Source organism: Kitasatospora sp. NPDC087315 (assembly GCF_044744345.1).
Lineage (GTDB): Bacteria > Actinomycetota > Actinomycetes > Streptomycetales > Streptomycetaceae > Kitasatospora.
In genome coordinates this window covers 24033-49159 of sequence record NZ_JBIUYD010000039.1, presented here as the reverse complement: position 1 = coordinate 49159, position 25127 = coordinate 24033, and the positions used below count along the sequence as shown (strand labels likewise).

The window sequence follows — 25127 nt, the reverse complement described above, 5'->3', positions numbered from 1 at the left end:
CCAGTATCCTCGACCCCTACTAGCCCTACCTCCGGCAGCGCAGCTTCCCCGGTCAGGAGCAGATCGTCCGCGTCTATGTGCGCCTGCTGAGGGAGGCTTTCCGCTACCAGGACCCGCCCCAACGCAAGCCCTTTGTCAGGGACGTGACCAGCTGGATCACCCGCCGCCCCGACCGCCTCCGCAACGAGGACGCCCAGCAGCTCAATGGGGTCCTCGCCCGCGTCCCGGCGCTGGCCACCACGGCCGAGCACGTCAGGGCCTTCACCGGGCGGATGAACGACTGCCGCGGACGAGAGCTCAAGGACTGGATCGCGCGCGTCCAGAACGACCAGGTCCCGGCCCTTCGAAGCTTCGCAAACGGCCTCCTGCAGGACCTCGATGCGGTCGTCGCCAGCCTCACCCAGCGCTATAGCTCCGGCGCAGTCGAGGCCACAACAACAAACTCAAAATGCTCAAGCGCCAGATGTTCGGCCGCGCCGGCTTCGAGCTCCTGGGCTGCACCAGGCTGAAGGACTGTCGGCCCGGGCCGTGGTCCGGCAGTTGGGGATCCCAACGTCCGCTGAAGGGCTCGGCGGTGGACTCGGTCGAAACCCGCGAACTGGGAGCTGCTGAAGCAGACCCCCTGCTTCGGCTGCCGCCGAAGGAGGTACGGCAACGGCCTGACACCGGGACCAGGAGCGGCCGCACACCGAGCCGCGCGACAAATTGAGATGCGGCCACCTCAGCATCTCCTGGTTCATCCGCCGCTGGAACAGCCGCAGGACCTGTTCGGGCTCACTTGATCGGCGCCGGAGATCGTCAAGTGCCAACGCGTCAGACCGAGGCCGCAATGACGGCGAGCAACCATCGAGACCATAGTTGCGACCGACAGAGCAGACAAAAGGGAAGGAACGATGCAGATACTCACCAGTCCGCGACGCCAAGCGGTCTTCGCCCCAGGTATCGAACCGTGAAACCGTGAGACGAATGTGAGAGACAGGCCCCAGAACGCACCAGAGGCCGCTTCCTCGCGAAGGAGAAAACGGCCTCTGACCTGCGACAATGGAGCGAACTCCAGTCGGGACGACAGGATTTGAACCTGCGACCCCTTGACCCCCAGTCAAGTGCGCTACCAAGCTGCGCCACGTCCCGTGGTCTCGGCGCCTTGCAGCGGGGCCTGGGGGGCTCTGCTGTGGGGCTTCTCGACCTTGTCTCCGGTTCCCGGCGACGTGGAAAACAATACAGCACGTCGGGGGGTGCTCGCTGCCAGGTTTGCGGGTGGCGGGGGGTGGGGTGGGTCGTGGGGTCAGGGGGTGGGGTGGCGGGCGTCGTAGGCGAGGAAGGCGGGGCGGCAGGCGGCGAGGAGGAGGACGGCTGCGACGCAGCCGAGGCCGCCGCTGATGACGGAGGTGGCGGGGCTGGTGAGGGAGGCCACGGCGCCGGACTCGAAGTCGCCGAGTCGGGGGCCCCCGGCGACGATGACGATGAAGATGCCCTGGAGGCGGCCGCGCATCTCGTCGGGGGCGGCGACCTGCATCATCGTGTTGCGGAAGATCATGCTGACGGTGTCGGCGCAGCCGGCGACGGCGAGCAGGAGGAGGCCGAGCCAGAGGTTGCGGACCAGGCCGAAGGCGGCGATGGCGAGGCCCCAGGCGACGACGGAGGCCGACGGTGCGGGCGTCGCCGCCGTAGAAGGTGACCGCGATGGCAGGGAAGAGGGCGCGCGGCATGCCGAAGACCATCGCGGCCAGGTCGGCGAGGAAGCTGGTGCGCATGTTGGGCTGTTCGCGCAGGAAGCGCAGGCCGTCGAGGACGGAGGCCCGGCCCTTGCGGTCGCCGAGCGGGAGCATGGCGGGCAGGCGCCACATCGCGTAGATGGTCGCCGCGAAGGCGACGGTGTCGACCAGGTAGGCCGCCTGGGCGCCGTAGGCGCCGATGAGGACGCCGCCGAGCATGGGGCCGACGGTGAGGCCGAGGTTCATGCTGACGGTGTTCAGGGCGTTCGCGGCGGGGAGCTGGTGGCTCGGGACGAGGCGCGGGATCATCGCCGAACGGGCGGGCGAGCTGAGCGCGAAGAAGCCGGCCTGGACGGCGACGGCGGCGTACAGGACGGCGACCTGGCCGAGGCCGGCCAGCGACTGGGCGGCCAGGAGGGCGGAGACGGCGGCGAGGCCGACCGAGCCGATGAGCCCGAGGCGGCGGCGGTCGACGCTGTCGGCGATCGCGCCGCCGTAGAGGCCGAAGGCGATCAGCGGGAAGAGGGAGAAGAGGCCGACCAGACCGGTGGCGAAGCTGGAGCCGGTCAGATCGTAGACCTGGACGGCGACGGCGACGGCCGTCATCTGCTGGCCGATCGACGAGACCGCCTGACCGAACCAGACCCGCCGGTAGTCGGCGTTCTCGCGGAGCGGGCTGAGGTCGGCGAAGGCCCGCCGGTACCAGGGAGCGGGTGGGGCGGGGCTGGCAGAGGCCGACGCGGGAGGCACCGGCGAGGGAGGCGCCGACGCAGGAGGGATCGGAGGAGTGGCCGAGGGCGAATTGGCAGGATGATTGGTCGACACAGCCACCCATGTTCGACCCGTCCGCCGACGCCCCGCCCACCGGGGTACCCACCAGTCGGCTCCCGGCCCGCGCGGGCACCCCGCCCAGCGGAAAACTCCGGGGAAACCCGCTGGAAGGCGCCGGAAGCCCACCGCCGCCCACCGGGCCGGTGGGCGGCGCGAATCCACGGAAGCGGACCTACGGAAGCTGACCCGCGGACGCGGACCCGCGGACTACCGCGTCAGGACGTGCTTCTCCCCCGCCTCGACCGCGAAGTCCAGGCGGTTGCCGGGCGGCGGGAAGGGGCAGATGAAGTGGTCGGCGAAGGCGCACGGCGGCAGGTAGGCCCGGTTGAGGTCGAGCACCGTGCGGCCGTCGGCATCGGGGGCGGGGAGGGTGATGAAGCGGAAGCGGTAGGTGTCCGTGCCGCTGGTCGCGTCCGCGATGACACCGCTGAGCCCGCCGCCGGAACCACTCACCGTCAGGGTGCGGTGCTCCCCCGCGACGGTGAACGCGATCTGGCCGACGACAGCCAGCGGCCGCTCCTTGCCGTCCGCGTTGGGGACGAGGACGGCCTGCCCACCGTCGCCCTCGAACGGCGTGAAGACCGCCGGGACGGCCCACTCCGGGGAGTAGGGGTACGCGGAGATCCCTGCGAAGGACACCCGGCGCGGGGCGGCCGGGTCGAAGACGCGCAGGGCCAGCTCGCCCTCGCGCTCGATCGGCACGAGCCGCAGCTCGCCCAGGGAGGCGGTGTCGCCGGCCGGGTCGGTGTCCGGACGGAGCAGCGCCTCACCGTCGACGGGAGCCGACGCTCCCGCGACCGTGATGCCGTCACCCGCCTCGGCCCGCACCCGGACGCCCTCGGCATCGGCCCACCAGCGGCCGGGCAGGCCGGGTATCCCGGCGGGCTCGGGCTCCAGCCAGTGCGTGCCGGTCAGCGCCAGCTGCCCGTGCGGCGCGCTCACCGACGCCGCTCGGCTGTCGCTCCAGTGCTTCCATTCCTCCGCGGCTGTCGCCGTCATCGAAACGCCCTCCCACTCCGGTCCGTGACCCGCCCGGGCCATCCCTTGTCCGTCACCAGCATCAAGTCCGTCAACAGCATCAACGCCGAAACCCGGGGTGGATCATTCCCGCATCCGGAACCCCGTGGAGCCGGACCGGCCGACGCCGGGCAGCCCCCACGGCCACCACCCCGGCCCGACCGGCCTTCGACCGGCCCGGACAGCCCCCCGACCGACCCTGCGGTGTCAGCCCTTCAGCGGCCGGAACAGCCCCTCCTGCACCACCGACACCACCAGCTGCCCGCGGCGGTCGAAGATCTGCCCGCGCGCCAGACCGCGGGCGCCGCGGGCTATCGGGGACTCCTGCTGGTAGAGCAGCCAGTCGTCCGTCCGGAACGGCTGGTGGAACCACATCGCGTGGTCGAGCGAGGCCATGTCGAAGTGCCGCGTGCCCCAGAGCGGCTCGACGGGGGCCCGGACCGCGTCCAGCAGCGTCATGTCGCTCGCGTAGGTGAGGGCGCAGACGTGGATCAGCGGGTCGTCGGGCAGGGAGCCGTTGGTCCGCAGCCAGACCCCGCTGCGGGCCTCGACACCGGCCAGCTCCTCCTTCGTCCAGCGCAGCCGGTCGACGTACCGGATGTCGAAGGGCTGCCGGCGGCTGATGAACGGGGGCAGCTCGCCGAGCCGCGAGCCGACCTCGTCCAGCGCGCTGGGCAGGCTCTCGGGGGCCGGCACGGCGGGCATCGGGTACTGGTGCTCGATGCCGCCCTGCTCGGGGAGGTGGAAGTCGGCGGTGAGGGCGAAGATCGAACGGCCGCCCTGGATGGCGAGCACCCGGCGGGTGGTGAAGGAGCGGCCGTCGCGCAGCCGGTCGACCTGGTAGACGATCGGCACGCCGGGCACACCGGGGCGCAGGAAGTAGGCGTGCAGGGAGTGGACGGGGCGGTCGCCGTCCACCGTGCGCCCCGCCGCGACCAGCGCCTGGCCGGCCACCTGGCCACCGAACGTGCGCTGGAGCGCCTCCTCGGGGCTGCGCCCGCGGAAGATGTTCAGTTCGATCTGCTCAAGGTCCAGCAGTTCGACGAGTTCGTCGACGGGGGTACCCATGCGTGCGTTCCTCTCCGGACACCCGGCCCGGACGGAGATCTTCCGTCCGGCTGCCGGCGCCCGTTCTATCGAATTCTCCAGCCCAGTCGAATTCTCCGGAGGGCCCGGGAATTCCCGCACACCGGAGCGCCCTCGACGGATTCACTCGAACGAGGTTCGAGCACTCGAGCACTCAAGCACTCGAACACTCGAGACTCAAGGATTCGGGGTCGGGCTCCGGAGCCCCGGACGGCTCCAGCTAGTCGAACAGACCGGACTGACGGATGGTGATGTTGAGCCGCCCGGTGAGACCGAGCGCCGGATCCGCCGTGCCCGGCAGCGTGCGGACCACGCCGTGGTAGGCGTAGCGGGCCGGACCGCCGAAGACCAGCAGGTCGCCGCTGTGCAGTTCCAGGTCGGTCCACGGGCGGGTGCGGGTCCGGGTGTTGCCGAGCCGGAAGACACAGGTGTCACCGAGTGACAGCGAGACGACCGGCGCGTCGGCCCGCTCGTCGCGGTCCTGGTGGAGACCCATCTTCGCGCCGTGCGGGTAGTGGTTGACGATGGCGATGTCCGGTTCGTACGCCCCGGCACCCGCGATACCCGCGACGCCCGAAACGTGCTCGCCCTCCCCGCCGTACGCGTCGGCGACCGCCCGGTGCGCGAGGTCGCCGAGTTCGGGTGGGAACGCCTTGACGGGCGTACCGTCGGCGGCGGTGCGGCGATACCCATAGGGGTACCAGTGCCAGCCCAGGCTCACCATCCGCACGGACATCACGCCGCCGGTCGGCATCCGGACGGTGTGCATCCCGGCCGGCGGGCGGGCCCACTCCCGGCAGGCGGCGACCAGCCGGAGCTGGGCGTCGGCGTCGAGCCATCCGGGGAGGAGCACGGCGCCGGGCGCGGGCTCGGACCGCCCTCGCGCGGAAGGCTCGCCGGAGGCCGCTCCGGAAGCACCACCGGAAGCACCGCCGGAAGCCGCACCGAACAGCTCGCCGGAGAGCTCGCCGAAGAGTTCACCCTGGGACACACCACCATCCTCGCGCACCGGTGAAACCGGGGCACCTGCCCCTCCCCGGTACGGGACGCGACCCGGAACCCGGCCCCGGACACGGCCGGGAACGCCGACCGCCGCTCCCCCGCACAGCGGAGAAGCGGCCGTCGGAACAACGCGGACCGAGGACGGCGCCTACGGAACCACGACGCGCGCCGGAGATCAGACGGTGAGGGTCTGGCCCGGGAGGATGAGGTCGGGGTTGCCGCCGATGACCTTGGCGTTGTCGTTGTACAGGGCGTGCCAGTCGACGCCCTTGGCGGCGGCGATCGAGCTCAGGGTGTCGCCCGCCTTGACGGTGTAGGTGCCACCGGTGACCGGCTTGGCGTTGTTCGAGGCCCGGCCCTTGCCCGCCTGGGCGGACTTCGCGGCGTTGTCGGACTTCCACGACTGGGCGGAGTCGGCGGCCTTCGGCGCGGCGGCGGCCTTGGGAGCCTCGGTGGCCTTGGGAGCGGCGGCCTTGGGAGCCTCGGTGGCCTTCGGGGCCTGCGCGGGCTTCGGCGCCGGGGTGGTGGCCGGGGCGGCCGGCTTCGCGGCGGTCGAGCCGGCCGAGGTGTCGACGGCGGCCGGGGCGCCGCCCTTGGTCAGGCCGGCCTTGACGGAGCAGACGGGCCAGGCGCCCGGACCCTGCGAGGCGAGGACCTTCTCCGCGACCGAGATCTGCTGCGCCTTGGTGGCCAGGTGGGCCTGCGAGGCGTACGCGGTGCCACCGAAGGCGGCCCAGGTGCTGGAGGTGAACTGCAGACCGCCGTAGAAGCCGTTGCCGGTGTTGATGGCCCAGTTGCCACCGCTCTCGCACTGGGCGACCTTGTCCCAGGTGGAGACGGACGCGGCGGAGGCCGAGGTGGCCGTGACGAGGCCGGCCACCGGCAGGGCCGCGACAGCGGCGCCCGCCACCACGGCCATCCGAACACGGTTGCGCTTGGTGACGGTGGAGGGGGTGGCAGCGGCGGTCTCGTTACGGAAGGTCATGAGGTTCCTCTCGACAGCCCCGGGCGGGCATGCGGAACCAGACCCTCGAAGGGGCCGATTTCGCTCACCGCGTCCGCCGGGCGGCCGGGCACGTGTCGGACGTGCCGCGCCGCCCCTGGCCACCCGCCACACACCGGGGACCTGTTCGAGCGGTCACATCGGCGGGCACTGCCGACGCCGGGCTGAGCCGGCGGGCTGTGCGTCGGGGGTGAACCCGGGTGGTGCTCGTTGCACCGCCAAAGAAGCTACGAGCCGGTAGTCACGGAAACCAAACACTCAACGGTCTGCCCAGCTCAGCCATGGGTTACCTGCGGTAACGACCATGCAATGGTGACCCAAATGTCCGATTTGGCCGCCGTTTCCTAGATCAAACATCGCCAGGACGTGTCTCACCCCACATTTCCATTCCGGCACTCCCACCATCGACATCGACACATTGCGAGCAGGCGACCACGCGGCGCGGTCGAATCCCGGGCAATTCCCGTCACCCTCACCGGCCACCCGTGACCCCTGACACAGGGGTCCGTTGGTAATGGCGGCCGGAGGCACCCCTTCGTCCACCCCCAGGCCGGCCCCACCGGCACCCCTCACTCCGCCCAGCCCCACCCCGCCCCACACCCGCCCCACCGCACACCCCACGCCCGCCCACGACGTACCCGACAGCCCGACAGCCCGACAGCCCGACAGCCCGACAGCCCACAGAGGAGTCCCAGTGCCGCGCATGCTCAACGTCAGCGACGAGGTCCGATCCGAGATCGGCGACGACGAGGCCGACCGCCTACTCGGCGGCGCCCACGCCCCCGACAGCTACGAGTGCACCTCCTGCCGCACCCCCGGCGACTCGTTCCAGGAGCCCACCAGCACCGTGCTGTTCGTGGGCGAGGAGACGGCGGTGCTCGCCTTCGCCCACGCCCGCTGCATCCCCTCGCAGGTGGTGCCGGTCTCCGAGGAGCAGTTGGTCGGCGCGGTGCGCAGCATCAGCCAGGCCCAGGCCGACGCACCCGCGGCGGCCCCGGCGGCCCCCTCCGCCTCGATTCCGGCCCCCGCCGCACCCGCCCCGGCCCCCGCCGCCCCGGCCCCCACCCCCACCACGCCCAGCGCGGCGGGCCAGGCCGCCGTCCTGGGCATCACCTGCGGGCTGATCCTGCACGGCGACGCCGGCCACGCCTCGTTGGTGGTCGAGCCGACCGGGCCGGTCGGCCGGCCGGGCAACACCTCGGGCACGGACGAGTTCCTGGACCTCCTCCAGGACGCGGGCTTCCAGCTCGTCACCGATCTCGACAAGACACCGGACCAACTGCCCGGCTGGTCCGTGCTGGTGGCGATGGGCAAGCTGCACGCGATTCTCCAGCCCGCTGCCGCCGGCGGCAGCACCGGCTGGTGGCAGGCGCACCAGCCGCTCCAGGTCACCGACGCATGGCGGTTCGCGGCGAACCAGCTCGCCGAGGTGACGATGTACGCCGTTCCGGCGGGCATGGTCGGCCGTCAGCCCCGCGAGGACCTGCTCCGCCAGGCGCTCGAACGCGCCGTGGCGCTGGGCCAGGTGGTCGCCGCCTCGCTCCCGCTCGCCGGCACCTGAGCCGTCCCCTTCGCCGCCCCGCATGCCGGGGTGCCGCGCGCCGACGGCGCGAACGCCGCGGCACCCCGCGTCTCCGCACCGCCCCAGGCGCCCTGACCGCGCTCCCGGGGCGGTGCAACCCCGCATCCCCTGCCGCTCTCACTCGTTGGCCCCTACGTGTACAGCTACGACGTCCCCGCATCCCACCGCCGGTCCCCCAGTGCTCCCCGCGCGATCCCGGGCATGCGCCCGTCGTACGACGCGGAGCACCCGCACTCGGCGACACCGATCTACGACGAGCTGTACTCCGAGTACCGGCGTCTGTTCCGGGCGCTGCCGGGCGACCGCTCCGGCGAGGAGAACCTGAAGTTCGCCGGCTTCGCGGTCCGGGACGGCTACCCGGTACTCGCCGACCCTCGCCCGTACCCGCCGCAGCACCAGGCGTTCCACACCTACGCTGGGCAGGCCGCCGGCATTCCCCAGTTCATGCCGAGCCAGCAGAACGGCTCCGGGGCGGCCGGCCACACCCACCACGGCGGCCAGGGCGACCCGGTCGGCGGACACGGTCCCCTTGGCGCCCCCGGCGACCCCACCGGCGACAGCGGCGGCCACACCGCCCCGGCCGGCCATCCCAACCACGCCAACCAGGGCGGTCGCGCCGATCACAACAACCGGCACACCCCGAACGGCCACCAGGACGCACCCCCCGCCCAGCCCGCCTCCCACTTCACCAACGGCCAGGGCTGGGTGGCCGCCGGCTACCTCGGGCCGGTCCCGCACCCGATGCCCGCGCCGCCGCCGGCGCCCGCACCGGCCCTCGGTCCCGGCACCGACAACGGCACCACCACTCCCGGAGAGAACACCGCCCCCCAGACCACCACCCGCCAGAGCACCGGCGGACGGCACCGCAACCTGCTCTCCCTCCCCCCGGGCCGCGGCAGCGACCAGCACTGACCCCCGCCCTCCCCCCACCCCCGCACGCACAAGGGCCCCGCCACCGAAGTGGCGGGGCCCTCACCGGCTCCGACGCGCACCGACACACAACCGGTACGCACCGCGCCGCGTCCGTCGCCGTACCCGTAGCCACGGCCGGACCGACTGCTTACTACTTGCGCTTGCGCTTCTCCCGCACCCGGACCGAGATCGAGATCGGCGTCCCGACGAAGCCGAACTCCTCACGCAGCCGGCGCTCGACGAACCGGCGGTACCCGGCCTCCAGGAAGCCCGAGGCGAACAGGACGAAGCGCGGCGGACGGGTGCCCGCCTGGGTGCCGAACAGGATGCGCGGCTGCTTGCCGCCCCGGATCGGGTGCGGGTGCGCGGCGACCAGCTCGCCGAGGAAGGCGTTCAGCCGGGCCGTCGGGATACGGGTCTCCCAGCCCGCCAGCGCGGTCTCGATCGCCGGGACGAGCTTCTCCATGTGCCGGCCGGTCTTGGCCGAGACGTTGACCCGGGGGGCCCACTGCACCTGGACGAGGTCGCGCTCGATCTCGCGCTCCAGGTAGTAGCGGCGCTCCTCGTCCAGCTGGTCCCACTTGTTGTAGGCGATCACGACGGCGCGACCGGCTTCGACGGCCATCGAGATGATCCGGGTGTCCTGCTCGGCCAGGGTCTCGCTGGCGTCGACCAGGACGACCGCGACCTCGGCCTTCTCCAGCGCGGCGGAGGTGCGCAGCGAGGCGTAGAAGTCGGCGCCGGCGGTCAGGTGGACGCGGCGGCGGATACCGGCCGTGTCGACGAACTTCCAGGTCTTGCCGCCGAGTTCGATCATCTCGTCGACCGGGTCACGGGTGGTGCCGGCCAGCTCGTTGACGACCACCCGCTCCTCGCCGGCGACCTTGTTGAGCAGGCTGGACTTGCCCACGTTGGGGCGGCCGATCAGCGCGACCCGGCGCGGGCCGCCGAGCACGGCGTCGCCGAAGGTCTGCGGCGGGGCCTCGGGCAGGGCGGCCATGACGGCGTCGAGCAGGTCGCCGGAGCCGCGGCCGTGCAGGGCGGAGACGGCGTACGGCTCGCCCAGACCGAGCGACCAGAGGTACGCGGCCTCGGCCTCGGTGGACTGGCCGTCGACCTTGTTGGCGCAGAGCACGGTCGGCTTGCCGGCCCGGCGGATGATCTTGATCAGGGCCTCGTCGGTGTCCGTGGCACCGACGGTGGCGTCGACGACGAACAGCACCGCGTCGGCGGTCTCGATGCCCAGCTCGGCCTGCGCCGCCACCATGGCGTCGATCCCGAGGACGTCGATCTCCCAGCCGCCGGTGTCGACGACCTTGAAGCGGCGGCCGTTCCAGCTGGCCTCGTAGCTGACGCGGTCCCGGGTGACGCCCGGCTTGTCCTCGACGACGGCCTCACGGCGTCCGATGATGCGGTTCACCAGGGTCGACTTGCCGACGTTCGGGCGGCCGACGACGGCCAGCACCGGCAGCGGCGCGTGGTCGGCGTCACCGAGGCCGTCGACGTCCTCGGGGTCGAACCCCTCCTCGGCGGCGAGCGCCATGAACTCGGCGTACTCGGCGGCGTCCAGCTCACCGTGGCCGGTGGTGGAGTGCTCTGCGGTCATGTTCGTGTTTTCCGTTTCCCGGCCCGGCCCTTCCCAGGGGCGCGCCGTGCGTACCTGCCCGATCGGGGCAGCGCGAGTACTTCAGTGAAGGTGCCACCACGGCACCGGCCGGACGAACCAACGCCCGGATGATCCATGTCCCGGGACGACTCGACGCCCGGGACGTTCCAACGCCCTGCTCAGACCGCGGACAGCCCGGCCCGCTCCTCCACCAGCGCGGTGATCGTGCCGATCACCTGTTCCAGGGTGAGCTCGCTGGTGTCCACCAGCACCGCGTCCGCGGCCTGGGTCAGCGGGGCCGTCTTCCGCGAGGAGTCGGCCGCGTCCCGGCGTGCCAGGTCGGCGGCCATCGCGGTGATGGTCGCCTCGTCCACGCCCTTCGCCCGCAGCTCGGCCGCCCGCCGCTCGGCGCGGGCCGTCTCCGAGGCGGTCAGGAAGATCTTGACGGTGGCATCCGGGAACACCACGGTCCCCATGTCCCGGCCCTCGGTGACTATGCCGCGCTCGGCGACCCGGGCGCAGCCGCGCTGCAGCTCGACCAGTCGCGAGCGCACCGCCGGCACCGCGGACACCGCGCTGACCTGCGCCGTCACCTCGGGACCGCGGATCGGGCCGGAGACGTCCCGACCGTCGACCGTGATGGTCGGGCCGTCCGCGTCCGTGCCGGAGACGATCACCGGCTTGCCGCAGGCGACGGCCACGGCCTCCGGGTCGTCCACGTCGACGCCGTTGGCCAGCATCCACCAGGTCATCGCCCGGTACATGGCGCCGGTGTCCAGGAAGCTCAGGCCCAGCCTGGCGGCGACCGCCCGCGAGACGGTCGACTTGCCGGAGCCGGAGGGTCCGTCGATGGCGACGACGACCGGGGCGTGCGCTCGGTCGGCAGTGTCCACGGGCGAACCTCTCTCTAAGGCCTGAAGCCTGAAGCATGTCAACGGGACGGAAGCCGGAAGGAAACCGGCAGCCGGGAACCGGAAACCTGGGAATGTCTCCCTCAAGGTTAATGGACCGGCGCCAGACCCCGGTCCGGCCGCGTCAGACCCCGGCCCGGTCCATCTCCAGCACCGCATGCCCGAGCCTCGGCCGGACGAACTCCCCGTCCCGCTCCACTCCGAGTATCCCGGCCACGAAGGCCATGGCACGAATGCCGCCCGGCCGCTCCCACTGGAACGGGACCTTGGAGACGTGCGACGGGAAGTCGTTCTCCAGAAACCTCACCGGCCGATCCGTCCGGCCGTCCGGCCGGACGCGCCGGCGTCGCCGACGGTCCTGCCGACCGCGCCAGCCGAAGGTCTCCCTCGGCCGGGGCCCGTCGGGCGTCTGGGTGTGGGCGAAGAACGCCGTGATCCAGCCGGAGACGAAGTCCCCGCCGGACATCGACTCCCATGTGTACAGCGAGCGCCAGAACTCCTCGTCCACCTCGCCCGCCGCCGCCCGGGCGATGGTGTCCAGCACCGGCCGCAGGTCCGCGAACCACGGGCGCAGCCCGTCGAACCACTGCTCCAGCTCGCCCACCCGCGACGCCAGCAGCCGCCAGTCCTCCGCCGTGCCCTCCAGCCGGATGCTCGGGATGCCGCACAGCGATTCCCAGCGGAACTCGTAGTACGGGCTGACCACGTCCATCAGCGCGACCAGCGCGGCCGACACGTCGTCGGGTGTGGTCGTGGAGAAGGACGGCTGGAACAGCTCCACGGTCTCCGCCCCGAGCGCCTGCTCCAGCGGTTCGCGGACCAGGCGGATCGAACGGGCCCAGTCGGGATCGGGGCCGAGCAGGCTGTCGTCCCGGACCGTGATGGTCGACCGCTCGCCCGGCGTCCTCGTGAACAGCCCGGCGTACTGCTCGGCGTTGAGCCGCAGATGCACGGCGATCTCGTGGACGACGGCGTACCAGAGCACGTCCGGCGACAGGCTGAGCGGCAGGTGCCCGGCGAACGCCAGATGGGCCGCCCGCACCAGCAGGCTCCAGCTCGGTTCGCCCTCGGCGGGGTCGTGCCGAGGGCGCGCGGTGTCCAGCAGCGTCGCCGTGCTCCGGTGGTGGATGCGGAACCCGCCGCCCACCACCGCCGCCAGGAACCCGTCGTTGCCGACGGCGGCCAGCTCGCGTACGTCGCCCGGCTCGCCCTCGGCGAGCGGCACATCGATGATCATTCCCCGTCCCCCACCGGCGTTCGGCCCGCGGCCGCCCCGACCCTCGACCACCCGGAGGCGAAGCGCCTCGCTCAGTCCCGGACGCTCCACCCGCTGGCCCGCAGCGCGACCGTCAGCGGCTTCACCGCCGCCGGGGCGACCGACAGCTGGACGAAGCCGACCTGCTGGCCGGTGGAGTGCTCGATGTCGACGTCCTCGATGTTGACCCCGGCCGCGCCGACCTCGCCGAAGAGGCGGCCCAGCTCGCCGGGCTGGTCGCCGAGGACCACCGCGACGGTCTCGTAGCGGGTGGGCGGCGAACCGTGCTTGCCGGGGATGCGGGCCTGACCGGTGTTGCCCCGGCGCATCACGGCCTCGATGCCGGCCGCGCCCGCATGCCGCTCGCCCTCTTCGGCGGCCTCCAGGGCACGCAGGGCGGTGACGGTGTCGCCGAGGTCGACGGCGACCTCCTCCAGGATGTCGGCGACCGCGCCCGCGTTGGCGGAGAGGATGTCGATCCACATCCCGGGGTTGGAGGCGGCGATCCGGGTGACGTCCCGGACGCCCTGGCCGGAGAGCCTTATGGCCGTCTCGTCGGCGTGCTCCAGCCGGGCGGCGACCAGCGAGGAGAGCAGCTGCGGGGCGTGCGAGACCAGGGCGACGGCGCGGTCGTGCGCGGCGGCGTCCATCACGATCGGCATCGCGCCGCAGAGCGCCACCAGTTCCAGGACGGCGTTGAGCGTCTCGGTGTCGGTGTCGGCGGTGGGGGTCAGCACCCAGGGCCGCCCCTCGAACAGGTCGGCGCGGGCGGCCAGCGGACCGGAGCGCTCGCGGCCGGCCATCGGATGGCTGCCGATGTAGTGGACGGTGTCGAGGCCGAGCGCGGCCACCTCGGCCCGCGGGCCGGCCTTGACGCTGGCGACATCGGTGTAGCAGCGGGCCAGGCCCCGGCGCTGGCAGTCGGCCAGCACCCTGCCGACCAGCGCGGGCGGGACCGCGATGATCGCCAGGTCCACCGGTCCGTCGGCGGGTTCGGTGATGCCGGCGCCGAGCGAGGCGGCGGTCCGGGCCGCGTCCGGGTCGGCGTCCTCCAGATGGACGGTCAGCCCGCGGCCGGTCAGGGCGAGCGCGGCGGAGGTGCCGATGAGTCCGGTACCGACGACGGCGGCAGTGCGCATGGCGGGGTGGCTCTCCTCACGGGGGGCTGGCCTGGACGTGCTGCCCCATCCTCTCGCATCCCCACGAGCCCTGCGGCCATCACGGGCCACTTGTCGCCGCCGCAACCACCCCACCGCCGGGCCCGTCCTCCCACACGCCGCGCACGGCGAAATCCGGAGCCGCCCGTGCCACGGCGGGGCAGACTGGCCGCCCGAGGGTGGCGCGGCGCGAGCGACGCGAACGGAAGCGAAGGGGTTGGCGGGTGGACGATCGGCGAAGCACGGACGACAAGCCGTACGACGGCGACGGGCGGGACAACGGACCGGACACCGGACAGGACAACGGGCCCGGCGACGGACGGCACCACCCGGGCCCGGCGGTCCCGGCCCATCCGTCCGTGCTCGACTCGGTGGTGGTCTACGCGGCCGGCGCGGTCTGCCGCCGTCGGGCCCGGGTGGCCGTGCCGCCGGGCGGGCGGCTTCGGCTGACCGGACTGCCCCGGGTGCTCGACGGCCGTACGCTGCGGGCCAGGGTGCTCGACGCTCCCCCCGGCACCGCCGTCACCGAGGCCCGGCTCGAACCGGTCGCAGAGCTCCGCACGACCGCCGAACTCCCTGATCTCCGACGCGAGTTGAACGATGCCCGGGAGAGCGAGAGCGCCGTCCGCGAGCGGCACCGGCTGGTCCTCACCGCCATCGCCGAGACGGCCTCGCTGCGCGCCGTGCCACCGCAGCGGCGGCACGGCGACCCGCATCGCCGGACACCGGCGGACGCCTGGCTGGAGCTGGCCGACTTCGTCGACGAGCGGCTGGCCGGGCTGCACCGGCGGGCCGAGGCGCTCACCCGGGAGCTCGAACTCGCCGAGCACCGCACCGAGGTGCTCACCGACCGGCTGGAGCGTGCCTCGACGGCCGACCCGGCCCGGCCCGTGGAGACCTCCGCGACCGTCCTGCTCACCCTCACCACCCCCACCACGCCCGACGAAACGCCCGCCGACACCGCCGACAGCACCACCGCGAACACCACCGACCTCCACATCGAGGTGGAGTACGGCGTCCCGGCCGCCCGCTGGGTGCCCGCCTACCGCCTGTCGTACCGGCAGGGGTCCGACACCGGACGGCTGGTCCTGCGCGCCTCGGTGGCCCAGCAGACCGGCGAGGACTGGACGGGCGTGCGCCTCGCCCTCTCCACCGCCGACCTGGAACGGCGCACCGACCTGCCCCGGCTGCGCTCGCTGCGGATCGGCCGCAGCCAGCCCGCCCCGCCGCCCTCCGGCTGGCGCGAGCCCCCGGCGGGCCTGGCCGACCTGTTCACCGGCTACGACGCGCCGGGCCCGCGCCCCGAGCCGCGCCGACGGGGCCCGCTCGCCGTCGCGGCCGCCACACCCCCGTTCCTCGCGGCCCCCGTCGCCGCTGCCGCCCCCGTCGCCCCGGCCGCTCCCGGCGGGCCCCGCTTCGGAGGCGTCCTGTCCGCCGACGAGCCGCTCCCGCCGCCCCCGGGCTTCGCCGGCTACGGCGCGCCCCCGCCGCCGCCCCTGCCCCAGCCGGGAGGCCCGGCCCCGGCGCCGGTCCTCGCCCGCCGGGCCAGGGCGGGCGGCGCGGCCCCCGGCCCCGGCGCCGCCAAAGCCGCCGGATCCACCAACGCCACCAGCACCAGCACCAGCACCGCCGACACCCCCGGATCCCCCGAAGCACCCCCCGCCCCCGACGCCGCGCTCCTCGACTACCCCTCCCTCGTCCTGGCCGGCCCCGACGAACCCGCCGCCCGCCGTGGCATCCTCCGCCCGCCCGCCCCCAGAACCTCGTTCGAGCGGACCGGCGCCGCCCTGCCGCCCCTCCCGCTCCCCCGCCACGCCGTACCGCCCCGCGTCTCGGCCGGCTCCTTCGACCACCGCTTCGACGCCGCCGCGCCCGCCGACATCCCGTCCGACGGCACCTGGCACACCGTCACGATCGACGAGATCCCGGTGAGCGTCCGCCCCGAGTACGTCACCGTCCCCTCCGTCGAGGAGAAGGTGTACGGCACGCTGGTGATCGCGAACCGGACCGACCGGGCCGTCCTGGCCGGTCCCGTCGAGGTCACCGTCGACGACGAGTTCCTGCTCACCGCCGCCCTGCCCACCCTCGCGCCGGGCGGCCTGCGCCGGCTCGGCACCGGCGTCACCGAGAGCATCGAGGTGGCGCGCCGCACCGAGCTGCGCGAGTCCACCACGGGCATGCTGAACAGCAGCACCGTGCTCGACCACCGGGTGCACGTGGAGCTGGCGAACCGGCTCGGCCACACCGTCACCGTGGAGGTCCGCGAGCGCGTGCCGGTCGCGTCCGACGCCGAGATCAGGATCGAGGAGCGGGCCGACTGGCACGCGCCGGCGGTGTCCTCGCCGGACTGCCCGCCGAGCACCCGGCTCTGGCGGGTCGAGCTGCCGCCGGGCGGCCGGGCCGAGCTCGACGGCGGCTACCAGATCAGAATCCCGGCCGGAAAGGCCATCGTCGGCGGAAACCGGAGGAACTGAACGATGAGCACCAGCACGATCCCCCTCCCCGTCACCGCTGTCACCTGTCTGGAGGACCGCAGCCAGGTCGAGCGCACCGCCACCGTCGAACTCGCCGCCGGTGTGCAGCGGCTGCGCCTCGGCCCGGTCACCGCGCTCACGGTCGACCGCACCCTGCGCGCCGAGGCCACCGGACCGGCCGGGTTCACCGGAGCCGGTGGCGGCGCCCGGGTGCTGGACGCCCGCGTCGTGCGTGCCTGGACCCCGCACGCCCCGCTGCCGCCGGGCCCGGGCGACTCCGAGCTGCGCCGGCGCGTCCACGAGCTCGACGAACGGGCCCGCCACGAGGACCGGTCGCACGACCGGCTGGAGGCCCGGCTGGCCCTGCTCGCCCAGCTCAGCGCGGACCTGCTGCGCGAGATCGGCGAGGGCGCCGGCGCCGGCGAGGTCGAGCGGGCCCGCTGGGCGCGCGAGCTGGACCGGGTGGACGCCGAGCGCGAGCGCTACGGCGAGGAACTGCGCGCCACCCGCTCCCGGCTGCGCGAGCTGGAGGAGGAGCGGTCCCTGGCCCGGATCGCGCTCGACGAGGCCGAGGAGGAGCCGGCCGACCTAGTCGCCCACCTCGAACTCACCGTCGAGGCGCGGGCCGCGGGCCCGGTCCGGCTGACCGTCAGCCACCTGGTGCCGTGCGCCCTCTGGCGGCCGTCCTACCGGGCCGCCCTGGCCGACGGCGGTCTGCACCTGGAGTCGGAGGCGGTGGTCTGGCAGCGCACCGGCGAGGACTGGACGGGCGTCCGGCTCACCCTCTCCACCGCCCGCTCCGCGCTGGCCACCCAGCCGCCCGCGCTCGCCGAGGACGTGCTGACGCTGCGCGAGCGCGGCGCCGAGGAGCGGCGCACCGTCGCGGTCGAGCTGCGCGAGGAGGCGGTCGGCGCCCTCGGCCCGTCCGAGACGGTGCCGGGCGTGGACGACGGCGGCGAGGTCCGGGTGCTGCGCGCGCCCGCACCGGCCACCGTCCCCTCCGACGGCCGGGCGCACCGGGTGCCGCTGAGCGGCTTCACGGTGCCGGCGAGCAGCGAGTACGCGTGCGCGCCGGAGCTGTCTCCGCTGGTCACCCAGGTGGTCCGGTTCCGCAACGCGGCCGGGCACGCGCTGCTCGCCGGACCGGTGGAGCTGGTCCGCGGCAGCGGCTTCACCGGCCGGGGCGAGCTGCCCTTCACGGCGGCGGGCGCCGACGCCGAGCTGGCGTTCGGCAGTTCGGACGGCTACCGGGTGGTCCGCGAGACCGAGGAGCGGCAGGCCACCACGGGCCTCTCCCAGCGTTCGGTGACCACCCGGACGGTACGGCTGCACATCTCACGCTTCTCCGGGCCGGAGGAGCGCGACGAACAGCTGGTCGCGGTGCGCGAGCGGGTGCCGGTCTCCGAGGTGTCGGCGGTGGAGGTGCGGCTGCGCAAGGAGGACTGCTCCCCCCCGCCGGACGCCTTCGACGCCGACGGCATCGTCCGCTGGGACCTGCCGCTCGGCCCGGGCGCGCGGCGGACGGTCACGCTGGTGTACGAGGTGTCGGCGACCGCCAGGGTGGCGGGCCTGTGACACCCCGCGCGAACCCCCGCCGTGACGGGCGTTCAGGTAGAACAGGTACATGATCCTGCACCTCGCCCCCCTGGACGACTGGCTGACCGACCCCGGCCGGCCGTACGCCACCGCCTCGCTGCTCACCGACGGGTTCATCCACTGCTCGGCGGACGAGCAGACGGCACTCGCGGTGGCCAACGCCTTCTTCGCCGACACCCCCGGTCCGCTGATGGTGCTGCTGATCGAGGAGTCGCTGGTGGAACCGATGGTCAGGTGGGAGGCCCCGCACGGCGCACCGCCGCCAGGGGCCACCCCAGGCGTGCTGTTCCCGCACATCTACGGACGGCTGAACCGGACCGCCGTGGTCGGCCTGGAGAAGGTCGAACGCGGCCCGGACGGCCGCTGGGAGAGCCTCACCCCCTGGAGCTGAGCCCCGCCGCCCCGGCCCCGTCTGGACGCGCCCTACAGCCAGCCCCGCTCCCGGGCCGCCATGCCCGCCTGGAAGCGGGTGGTGGCGCCCAGCGCGCGCATCAGGCTCTGCAGCCGGCGCTGGGTGGTCCGGGCGCTCCAGCCGAGCGAGCGGGCGATCGACTCGTCGGTGAGGCCGGCCGCCAGCAGGCCGAGCAGCTTGCGGTGGTCGGCCTCCGGCTCCAGCGCCCCCTCGTCGGCGCCGATCGCCGCCTGGAGCTGCACCGCACGCTCCCACTCCGCCTCGAAGAGCGTGTCCAGCGCCTGGAGCAGCGCGGAGGGGTGGATCACATAGGCGGCGTCGAGGACGCTGTCGCCGACGCTGATCGGGATGATCGCCATCCGGTCGTCCGAGATGACCATCTTCATCGGCAGGACCGGCCGGACCCTCGCCTCCTCGCCGTCCGCGACACCGGCCAGGATGTTCTTCTCCAGCCGGCCCGGCCAGGCCACCGCCTCCCGGTCGTAGATCGTCCGGAACCGCAGCCCCTCGGTCATCCGCTGGCGCTGCAACGGGATGCCGGCCACCGGGTCCTGGATGTACGGGGGGCAGTCGAAGCCGCGGACCTGGTACTGGCTGGTCTCCGTGATGTGCTCCAGCCGCTGCGCGATCGCCTCGCCACCGGTCAGCACCTCGACCGAGTGCGCCGGGTCGGTGTAGCGCGAGGCCTCCCGGAAGGCGTCCATCAGACGGTGCATCTCGGCCCGGGCGTGGCGCAGTTCGGACTCGCGGTGGCCGATCAGGGTGCCTATCGCTACGTCGGGGGCCACCGGCAGGAAGCGGTGGCGGTCCACCGGTGCCCGGGTCGCCATGCCCTGCTGCGCCAGCCGGTCCAGTGCGCGGACGCTCTGCTGGAGCGTCAGGCCGCAGGCGCCGGCCAGGTCCTCCGCCGTCGACTGCGGATTGGCCACCAGCGCCGCGTAGACCTGTCCGTCCGGCGCGGCCAGTCCCAGTGCGCTGAGTGGTGCATCGGACACGACGCCGCTCCCCCGTTCGCCTCGCACCCGCGCCGCGGATGGCGCAGTCCCGCCACTCGGCGGGTCGTGGTCAGGTGGCAATCCTCGGCCACGGATCATCACGCTGACAAGGCGGTGACCGGCGGTGCGGTCGGGTTCACAGCGGGACCCCGCCGAACGGCGTGAGGGCCCCCCGCCGAGTGGCGGGGGACCCTCACGATCCGGCGGGCGGGTGGCCCTACAGGCCGACCTCGTGCATCAGCTGGCCGACCTCGGGGTTGGTCAGCCGGCGCAGCCAGCCCGACTTCTGGTCGCCCAGCGCGATCGGGCCGAAGTGGGTGCGCACCAGCTTCTCGACCGGGAAGCCGACCTCGGCCAGCATCCGGCGGACGATGTGCTTGCGACCCTCGTGCAGGGTCACCTCGACCAGGTAGTTCTTGCCGACGTTGGAGATCACCTTGAAGCTGTCGGCGCGGGCGAAGCCGTCCTCCAGCTCGACGCCCTGGGCGAGCTGCTTGCCCAGGTCACGCGGGATCGGGCCCTGGATGGCGGCCAGGTAGGTCTTGGTCACGCCGTACCGGGGGTGGGTGAGGCGGTGGGCCAGCTCGCCGTGGTTGGTGAGCAGGATGATGCCCTCGGTCTCGGTGTCCAGGCGGCCGACGTGGAAGAGGCGGGTCTCCCGGTTGGTCACGTAGTCGCCGAGGCACTGGCGGCCGTCCGGGTCCTCCATGGTGGAGACCACGCCGGCCGGCTTGTTGAGCGCGAAGAACAGGTAGGACTGGGTGGCGACGGTCAGGCCGTCCACCTTGATCTCGTCCTTCTGCGGGTCGACCCGCTTGCCCTGCTCGGTCACGAGCTTGCCGTTGACCTCGACCCGGCCCTGCTCGATCAGCTCCTCACAGGCCCGACGGCTGCCGATGCCGGCCCGGGCCAGCACCTTCTGCAGCCGCTCGCCCTCGGGCTCGCCGAAGGTCTTGGGCAGCTTCACGGCCGGCTTGTCGTGCCGGGCGAGGACGGCGTCCTCGATCTTGGCCTGGAGCTCGCGGGAGCGCTGGGGCTGGCGGCGCGGGTCGCCCGGGGCACCCTGGCCCTCGCGGCGCGGGCGCGGGGCCGGGCCGGGGCGTCGCCCGGTGAAACCGCCGCGCGCGGGGGTGGCGTTGGGGCCGCCGCCGTACTCGGGGCGGTCGTAGCGCCGCTCCTCGGGCCGCAGCGGGCGGTCGGGGTACCGGCGGTCGTCGCGCCGGTCGTCCCGACGGCTGTCGCGCCGGTCGTCCCGCCCGTACGAGCCGGAGCCACCGCGCGAACCGGAGCCGCCGCCGTACGAACCCGAGCCACCCCGCGAGCCGCCACCGTACGAGCCGGAGCCGCCCCGCGAGGAGCCCGAGCCACCGCCGTACGAACCCGAGCCACCGCGCGAGGAGCCCGAACCACCGCCGTACGAACCCGATCCGCCCCGCGAACCGGAGCCGCCGCCGTACGAACCCGAGCCACCCCGCGAGGAGCCCGAACCGCCACCGTACGAGCCGGACCCGTCACGCGAGCCACCGCCGTACGAGCCGGAGCCGCCCCGCGAGGAGCCCGAGCCACCGCCGTACGAGCCCGAGCCGCCGCGGCCGGAGCCGCCCCCGTGGGAGCCGCCGCCCCGGCCCCCGCCCTGTCCGCCGCGGCCGCTTCCGCCGCCACTGCTGTTCCTGCCGTTGCCACTGCTACGCATCAAAGTGTCCGTACGTCGTTCCGTCTGGGATGTGCGGTCGTTTCGGCCGACCTCACCGCCCCCTGCCGATCAGGCGCAGCCCGATCGGCCTCGCCTCTGCCGTCCGCGGCCTGCGCGGCGGCGACCGCCTCCGCGATCATCGTGCCCTCCAGGGACTCCGCTTCCACGTCGTCGACCTCGGGCAGGAAGGGAGCGAGCTCCGGCAGCTCGTCCAGGCCGCGGAGCCCCATCCGTTCCAGGAAGTAGTTCGTCGTCCGATACAGGATCGCACCTGTTTCGGGCTCGGATCCGGCCTCTTCCACCAGTCCTCGCTGTACCAGGGTACGCATCACGCCGTCACAGTTCACACCGCGGACGGCGGAGACCCGCGATCTGGACACCGGCTGACGGTAGGCGACGACCGCCAGAGTCTCCAGCGCGGCCTGGGTCAGCCGGGCCTGCCGGCCGTCCAGGACGAAGCGGTCCACGGCGGGCGCGCACTCGGCCCGGGTGTAGAACCGCCAGCCGCCGGCCACCAGGCGCAGGTCGAAGCCCCGGCCCTGGGCGGTGTATTCGGCCGCCAGCTCGCGCAGCACCGCCGCCACCTCGGCCCGGGGCCGTTCCAGGACGGACGCCAGGTGGGCCTCCCCGGTCGGCTCGTCCACGACCATCAGGATCGCCTCCAGCTCGGCCTTGAGTCCGAAACCCTCCCCCGTGCCGCCGCCGTCACGACCGTCACCGCCGTCACAGAAAGTCGGCGGGGCCGACTTCTGGTGCACGACCCGGCCCGCCGCCTCCGGTGTGCGTACCCCGGGTCCGACGGCCGGGGCGGCCGAGGGCCCGGGCACCACCGGCAGCGGGGCCGGTTCCAGCCACTCCTCGGCCCGCGGCCGCCCCGGCAGGCCGAGCGGCCGCCGCGCCGGCCGCCCGCCCCCTTCCGAAGCCCCGGCCTCCTGAACGCCGGCCTCCGGGCCCCCGTTCTCCACGCCCCCGCTCTCCAGACCGCCGTCCATCAGCGCCCGTCCTCCTTCCGCTCGCCCGCCGGCCGGTCGAACTCGTCCGTCACCTCGACCTCGCCCCGGTCCGCCTCGGCCACCCACCGCACCAGCAGCTCGCCCAGCGCCTCCGGCTGCTCGAAGGCGAGCACCCGCTCCCGGTACAGCTCCAGCAGCGCCAGGAAACGGGCGACCACCACCAGGGTGTCCGGCGCGTCCGCGACCAGCTGCTGGAACGACGCCTCCCCGAGTTCGCCGAGCAGCCCGGCCACCAGCCCCGCCTGCTCGCGCACGCTGACCGGCGGGGTGTGGATGTGGTCCACGTAGACCACCGGCTCGGGCCTGGGCGTCATCGCCCTGGCCGCCAGTTGCGCGAACCGCTCGGTGCCGATGGTGATCACCACCTCGGGCAGCAGCGCCGCGTGCCGGGGCTCCAGGCCGGCGGTCCTGGGGTGTCGGAGCAGTTCGGCCGCCCAGCGCTCGCCGAACACGGCCGCCGCCCGCTTGTACGCCCGGTACTGCAGCAGGCGGGCGAAGAGCAGGTCGCGGGCCTCCAGCAGGGCGAGGTCCTCCTCGTCCTCGACCTCGGCGGCGGGCAGCAGCCGGGCGGCCTTGAGGTCGAGCAGGGTGGCGGCGACCACCAGGAACTCGGTCGCGGCGTCCAGGTCCCAGTCCGGGCCCATGGCGCGGATGTGCGTCATGAACTCGTCGGTGACGGTGGCCAGCGCCACCTCGGTGACGTCCAGCCGGTGCTTGGTGATCAGGCTCAGCAGCAGGTCGAAGGGGCCTTCGAAGTTCTCCAGCCGCACCCGGAAGCCGCCCTGCGGCTCATCGGCGGCGGCGGTCCCCACGGCGACGGAGGTCCCAGCGGCGGCGGGCGGTTCGGCGGTGCTCGGCATGACGGTCCATCTTCACCCGGCCGGGCCGCCCGCCCCCCGCCGGTGCCGCCGACACGCCGCGCGCGATGCACAGGACGCGCCCGGCCGGCCCGGGCCCGCGCCGCTCGATCCCGCCCGGCGCGCCGTCCGGCACCCCCCGGACGCCCCTCGGACGCCGCTCAGCGGCCGCGCAGCCGCCGTACCAGGATGCTGGCCTCACCGCGCTGCTCCAGGTCCGCCAGCACCACCGCGATGGCCTCCCGGACGATCCGGCCGCGGTCCACGGCCAGGCCGTGCTCGCCGCGCAGGACCAGACGGGTGTGCTCAAGATCCATGAGCTCCTCCGCGGACACGTACACGGTGATCTTCTCGTCGTGCCGTTCCCGCCCGGTGGGGCGGCGCGGGGCACGGCCGCGTGCCCGGGAGCGCCCGGCGGTCCCGGCCTGCTCCTCGGCGGCACCGGCGTGCTGGCGCTGCGCCGGGGCGGCGGTGGTCCGGCCGCCCGGCGCGGTCTGCGCACCGGCCGGCTGCGAAGGCGCCGGCACCACGGCCCCCGGCCCGGCGGTCCCGGCCCGGTTTCCGGCCGCGGCCGGCTGCTGCTGGTACTCGTGCGGCTGCCCGGCCTCGCCGGTGCCCTCGGCGCCCTCGGCACCGTCCGTACCGTTGACGGCCCGCGCGGTCTCCGGTCTGGGCGCCTCGGCGGCCGGACGCGGCGCGAGGGACGGCGACAGCGCCATCCCGCCGGTGGTCCGGAACAGCTCGTCGGCACCCGGGAGACTCACTCGGCGGGGCGGCACCGGTCGAGCACCTCCCTGGCGAGCTGGCGGTAGGCGGCGGCACCGACCGAGTTGGTCGCGTACGTCGTGATCGGCTCGCCGGCGACGGTGGTCTCCGGGAAGCGCACGGTCCGCCCGATGACGGTGTGGAAGACGTGGTCGCCGAACGCCTCGACGACCCGCGCCAGCACCTCACGGCTGTGCACGGTGCGCGAGTCGTACATGGTGGCCAGGATGCCGTCCAGGCGCAGCTCGGGGTTGAGCCGCTCGCAGACCTTCTCGATGGTCTCGGTGAGCAGCGCGACACCGCGCAGGGCGAAGAACTCGCACTCCAGCGGGACGATCACGCTGTGAGCGGCCGTCAGCGCATTGACCGTCAACAGGCCCAGCGAGGGCTGGCAGTCGATGATGACGTAGTCGTAGTCGGGCAGCAGCGGCTTCAGGGCGCGCGCCAGCGCGGACTCCCGGGCCACCTCGCTGACCAGCTGCACCTCGGCGGCGGAGAGGTCGATGTTGGACGGCAGCAGGTCCATGCCCGGCACGGCCGTCTTGAGCAGCACCTCATCGGCCGTCAGCCCGCGCTCCATGAGCAGGTTGTAGACGGTGACGTCGAGCTCCATCGGGTTGACGCCGAGGCCGACCGAGAGCGCGCCCTGCGGGTCGAAGTCGACGAGCAGCACCCGGCGGCCGTACTCGGCCAGCGCGGCGCCCAGGTTGATGGTCGACGTGGTCTTGCCGACGCCGCCCTTCTGGTTGCACATCGCGATGATCTGCGCGGGGCCGTGCTCGGCGACCGGCGCGGGGATCGGGAAGTACGGCAGCGGCCGGCCGGTCGGGCCGACCCGCTCGCGGCGCTGGCGCGCGGCGTCGGGGGCCAGCGTGGCGGCGTACTCCGGGTCCGGCTCGTACTCGGCGTCCGGGTCGTCGTAGGCGCCGTAGGCGAACTCGCCGTAGGCCAGGCCGTGGGCCGGCAGATCGGCGTCGTAGTCGGTCACCGTGGTCACCTGTGCTGTGGTCTGGCGTGCTTCGAAAGTACGGAGAGCGACCGAGCCGACCTCGGCCGAGCCCACGGTGGCCTGCCGGGCCCCGGGCTCCTCACTCGGCAGTCCGGCGGCGTGCTCCGCCAGTCCTGGCTGACCACCCCCGGGAGCAAATGTCGACTCATTCACAAGTCGTCTTACCTCCTTGGGCATCCAGGACTCTATGTCGATTCGTCAGCGTGGCAGCATGCCGACGGTTTGCGACTCTAGGC

At 73.7% G+C, this 25127-nt stretch carries 19 protein-coding genes, 1 tRNA gene and 2 pseudogenes; 6 read left to right on the top strand and 16 right to left on the bottom strand.

Translation table 11 applies throughout. The features are described 5' to 3' along the window. Window positions 1–77 precede the first annotated feature (77 nt). Window positions 78–493: pseudogene (locus ACIO5D_RS36205) on the top strand (transposase); the annotation flags it as partial. A 564-nt stretch (window positions 494–1057) separates the two neighbouring features. On the opposite strand, the gene ACIO5D_RS36200 reads toward ACIO5D_RS36205, so the two are convergent. The 6 genes and pseudogenes from ACIO5D_RS36200 to ACIO5D_RS36175 all read right to left on the bottom strand — a co-directional run bounded on the left by ACIO5D_RS36200 (window position 1058) and on the right by ACIO5D_RS36175 (window position 6636). Then, window positions 1058–1131, bottom strand: a tRNA-Pro gene (locus tag ACIO5D_RS36200). A gap of 154 nt (window positions 1132–1285) precedes the next feature. Continuing rightward, a pseudogene (locus tag ACIO5D_RS36195) lies at window positions 1286–2465 on the bottom strand (MFS transporter). Between the two features lie 288 nt (window positions 2466–2753). Beyond that, window positions 2754–3545, bottom strand: a complete 792-nt coding sequence (locus tag ACIO5D_RS36190) for a DUF1684 domain-containing protein (RefSeq protein WP_363614803.1) — start codon at window positions 3543–3545, stop codon at window positions 2754–2756. 225 nt (window positions 3546–3770) lie between these two features. Then, a complete protein-coding gene (locus tag ACIO5D_RS36185; RefSeq protein ID WP_363614805.1) occupies window positions 3771–4631 on the bottom strand; it encodes an acyl-CoA thioesterase II in 861 nt (286 codons plus the stop codon). Window positions 4632–4869: 238 nt separating this feature from the next. Next, window positions 4870–5502, bottom strand: a complete 633-nt coding sequence (locus ACIO5D_RS36180) for an alpha-ketoglutarate-dependent dioxygenase AlkB (protein WP_400800417.1) — start codon at window positions 5500–5502, stop codon at window positions 4870–4872. 324 nt (window positions 5503–5826) lie between these two features. After that, complete coding sequence (locus ACIO5D_RS36175; protein WP_400659639.1) at window positions 5827–6636, bottom strand: transglycosylase family protein; 810 nt, start codon at window positions 6634–6636, stop codon at window positions 5827–5829. Window positions 6637–7348: 712 nt separating this feature from the next. Between ACIO5D_RS36175 and ACIO5D_RS36170 the strand changes: the two genes are divergently transcribed. Next, entirely contained in the window at window positions 7349–8215 is an 867-nt protein-coding gene (locus ACIO5D_RS36170; RefSeq protein WP_400659642.1) for a hypothetical protein, read from the top strand. Between the two features lie 222 nt (window positions 8216–8437). Beyond that, the gene (locus ACIO5D_RS36165; RefSeq protein WP_400800405.1) at window positions 8438–9148 is read left to right on the top strand and encodes a hypothetical protein; all 711 of its coding nucleotides are present in this window, start codon (window positions 8438–8440) and stop codon (window positions 9146–9148) included. A gap of 151 nt (window positions 9149–9299) precedes the next feature. On the opposite strand, the gene der is transcribed toward ACIO5D_RS36165, so the two are convergent. The 4 genes from der to ACIO5D_RS36145 form a co-directional block, all read right to left on the bottom strand. Next, window positions 9300–10754, bottom strand: a complete 1455-nt coding sequence (gene der, locus ACIO5D_RS36160) for a ribosome biogenesis GTPase Der (protein ID WP_400659694.1) — start codon at window positions 10752–10754, stop codon at window positions 9300–9302. Between the two features lie 179 nt (window positions 10755–10933). Beyond that, window positions 10934–11647 (bottom strand): (d)CMP kinase, encoded by a 714-nt coding sequence (gene cmk / locus ACIO5D_RS36155; RefSeq protein ID WP_363613335.1) that lies wholly within the window; start codon window positions 11645–11647, stop codon window positions 10934–10936. Window positions 11648–11789: 142 nt separating this feature from the next. Next, window positions 11790–12902, bottom strand: coding sequence for a DUF4419 domain-containing protein (locus tag ACIO5D_RS36150; protein WP_400800402.1), 1113 nt, complete (start codon window positions 12900–12902; stop codon window positions 11790–11792). 71 nt (window positions 12903–12973) lie between these two features. Further along, window positions 12974–14059 carry a prephenate dehydrogenase gene (locus ACIO5D_RS36145; protein WP_400659689.1) on the bottom strand — a complete coding sequence of 362 codons (1086 nt, stop codon included), beginning with the start codon at window positions 14057–14059 and terminating at the stop codon, window positions 12974–12976. A 242-nt stretch (window positions 14060–14301) separates the two neighbouring features. Here ACIO5D_RS36145 and ACIO5D_RS36140 point away from each other — a divergent pair, with 242 nt between their 5' ends. The 3 genes from ACIO5D_RS36140 to ACIO5D_RS36130 are packed head-to-tail and all read left to right on the top strand — an operon-like array spanning window position 14302 to window position 18538. Continuing rightward, window positions 14302–16551 (top strand): DUF4139 domain-containing protein, encoded by a 2250-nt coding sequence (locus tag ACIO5D_RS36140; protein WP_400800399.1) that lies wholly within the window; start codon window positions 14302–14304, stop codon window positions 16549–16551. A gap of 3 nt (window positions 16552–16554) precedes the next feature. Next, on the top strand, window positions 16555–18126 hold the full coding sequence (locus ACIO5D_RS36135) for a mucoidy inhibitor MuiA family protein (RefSeq protein ID WP_400800396.1): 1572 nt from the start codon (window positions 16555–16557) through the stop codon (window positions 18124–18126). Between the two features lie 49 nt (window positions 18127–18175). Then, the gene (locus ACIO5D_RS36130; RefSeq protein WP_363613325.1) at window positions 18176–18538 is read left to right on the top strand and encodes a DUF952 domain-containing protein; all 363 of its coding nucleotides are present in this window, start codon (window positions 18176–18178) and stop codon (window positions 18536–18538) included. 32 nt (window positions 18539–18570) lie between these two features. Here the strand turns inward: ACIO5D_RS36130 and ACIO5D_RS36125 are convergent, their stop codons facing one another. The 6 genes from ACIO5D_RS36125 to ACIO5D_RS36100 all read right to left on the bottom strand — a co-directional run bounded on the left by ACIO5D_RS36125 (window position 18571) and on the right by ACIO5D_RS36100 (window position 24945). Next, a complete protein-coding gene (locus ACIO5D_RS36125) occupies window positions 18571–19554 on the bottom strand; it encodes a helix-turn-helix domain-containing protein (RefSeq protein WP_363613323.1) in 984 nt (327 codons plus the stop codon). 217 nt (window positions 19555–19771) lie between these two features. Further along, window positions 19772–21247 carry a pseudouridine synthase gene (locus ACIO5D_RS36120; protein WP_400800393.1) on the bottom strand — a complete coding sequence of 492 codons (1476 nt, stop codon included), beginning with the start codon at window positions 21245–21247 and terminating at the stop codon, window positions 19772–19774. Next, window positions 21247–21912, bottom strand: coding sequence for an SMC-Scp complex subunit ScpB (scpB, locus tag ACIO5D_RS36115; RefSeq protein WP_363613345.1), 666 nt, complete (start codon window positions 21910–21912; stop codon window positions 21247–21249). Before scpB ends, ACIO5D_RS36120 begins: the two co-directional genes overlap by 1 nt. A 326-nt stretch (window positions 21913–22238) precedes the next feature. After that, a complete protein-coding gene (locus tag ACIO5D_RS36110) occupies window positions 22239–23120 on the bottom strand; it encodes a segregation/condensation protein A (protein ID WP_363613319.1) in 882 nt (293 codons plus the stop codon). Window positions 23121–23278: 158 nt separating this feature from the next. Continuing rightward, entirely contained in the window at window positions 23279–23836 is a 558-nt protein-coding gene (locus tag ACIO5D_RS36105; protein WP_400800414.1) for a hypothetical protein, read from the bottom strand. Between the two features lie 41 nt (window positions 23837–23877). Next, window positions 23878–24945 carry a ParA family protein gene (locus ACIO5D_RS36100; RefSeq protein ID WP_400659699.1) on the bottom strand — a complete coding sequence of 356 codons (1068 nt, stop codon included), beginning with the start codon at window positions 24943–24945 and terminating at the stop codon, window positions 23878–23880. Window positions 24946–25127 lie beyond the last annotated feature (182 nt).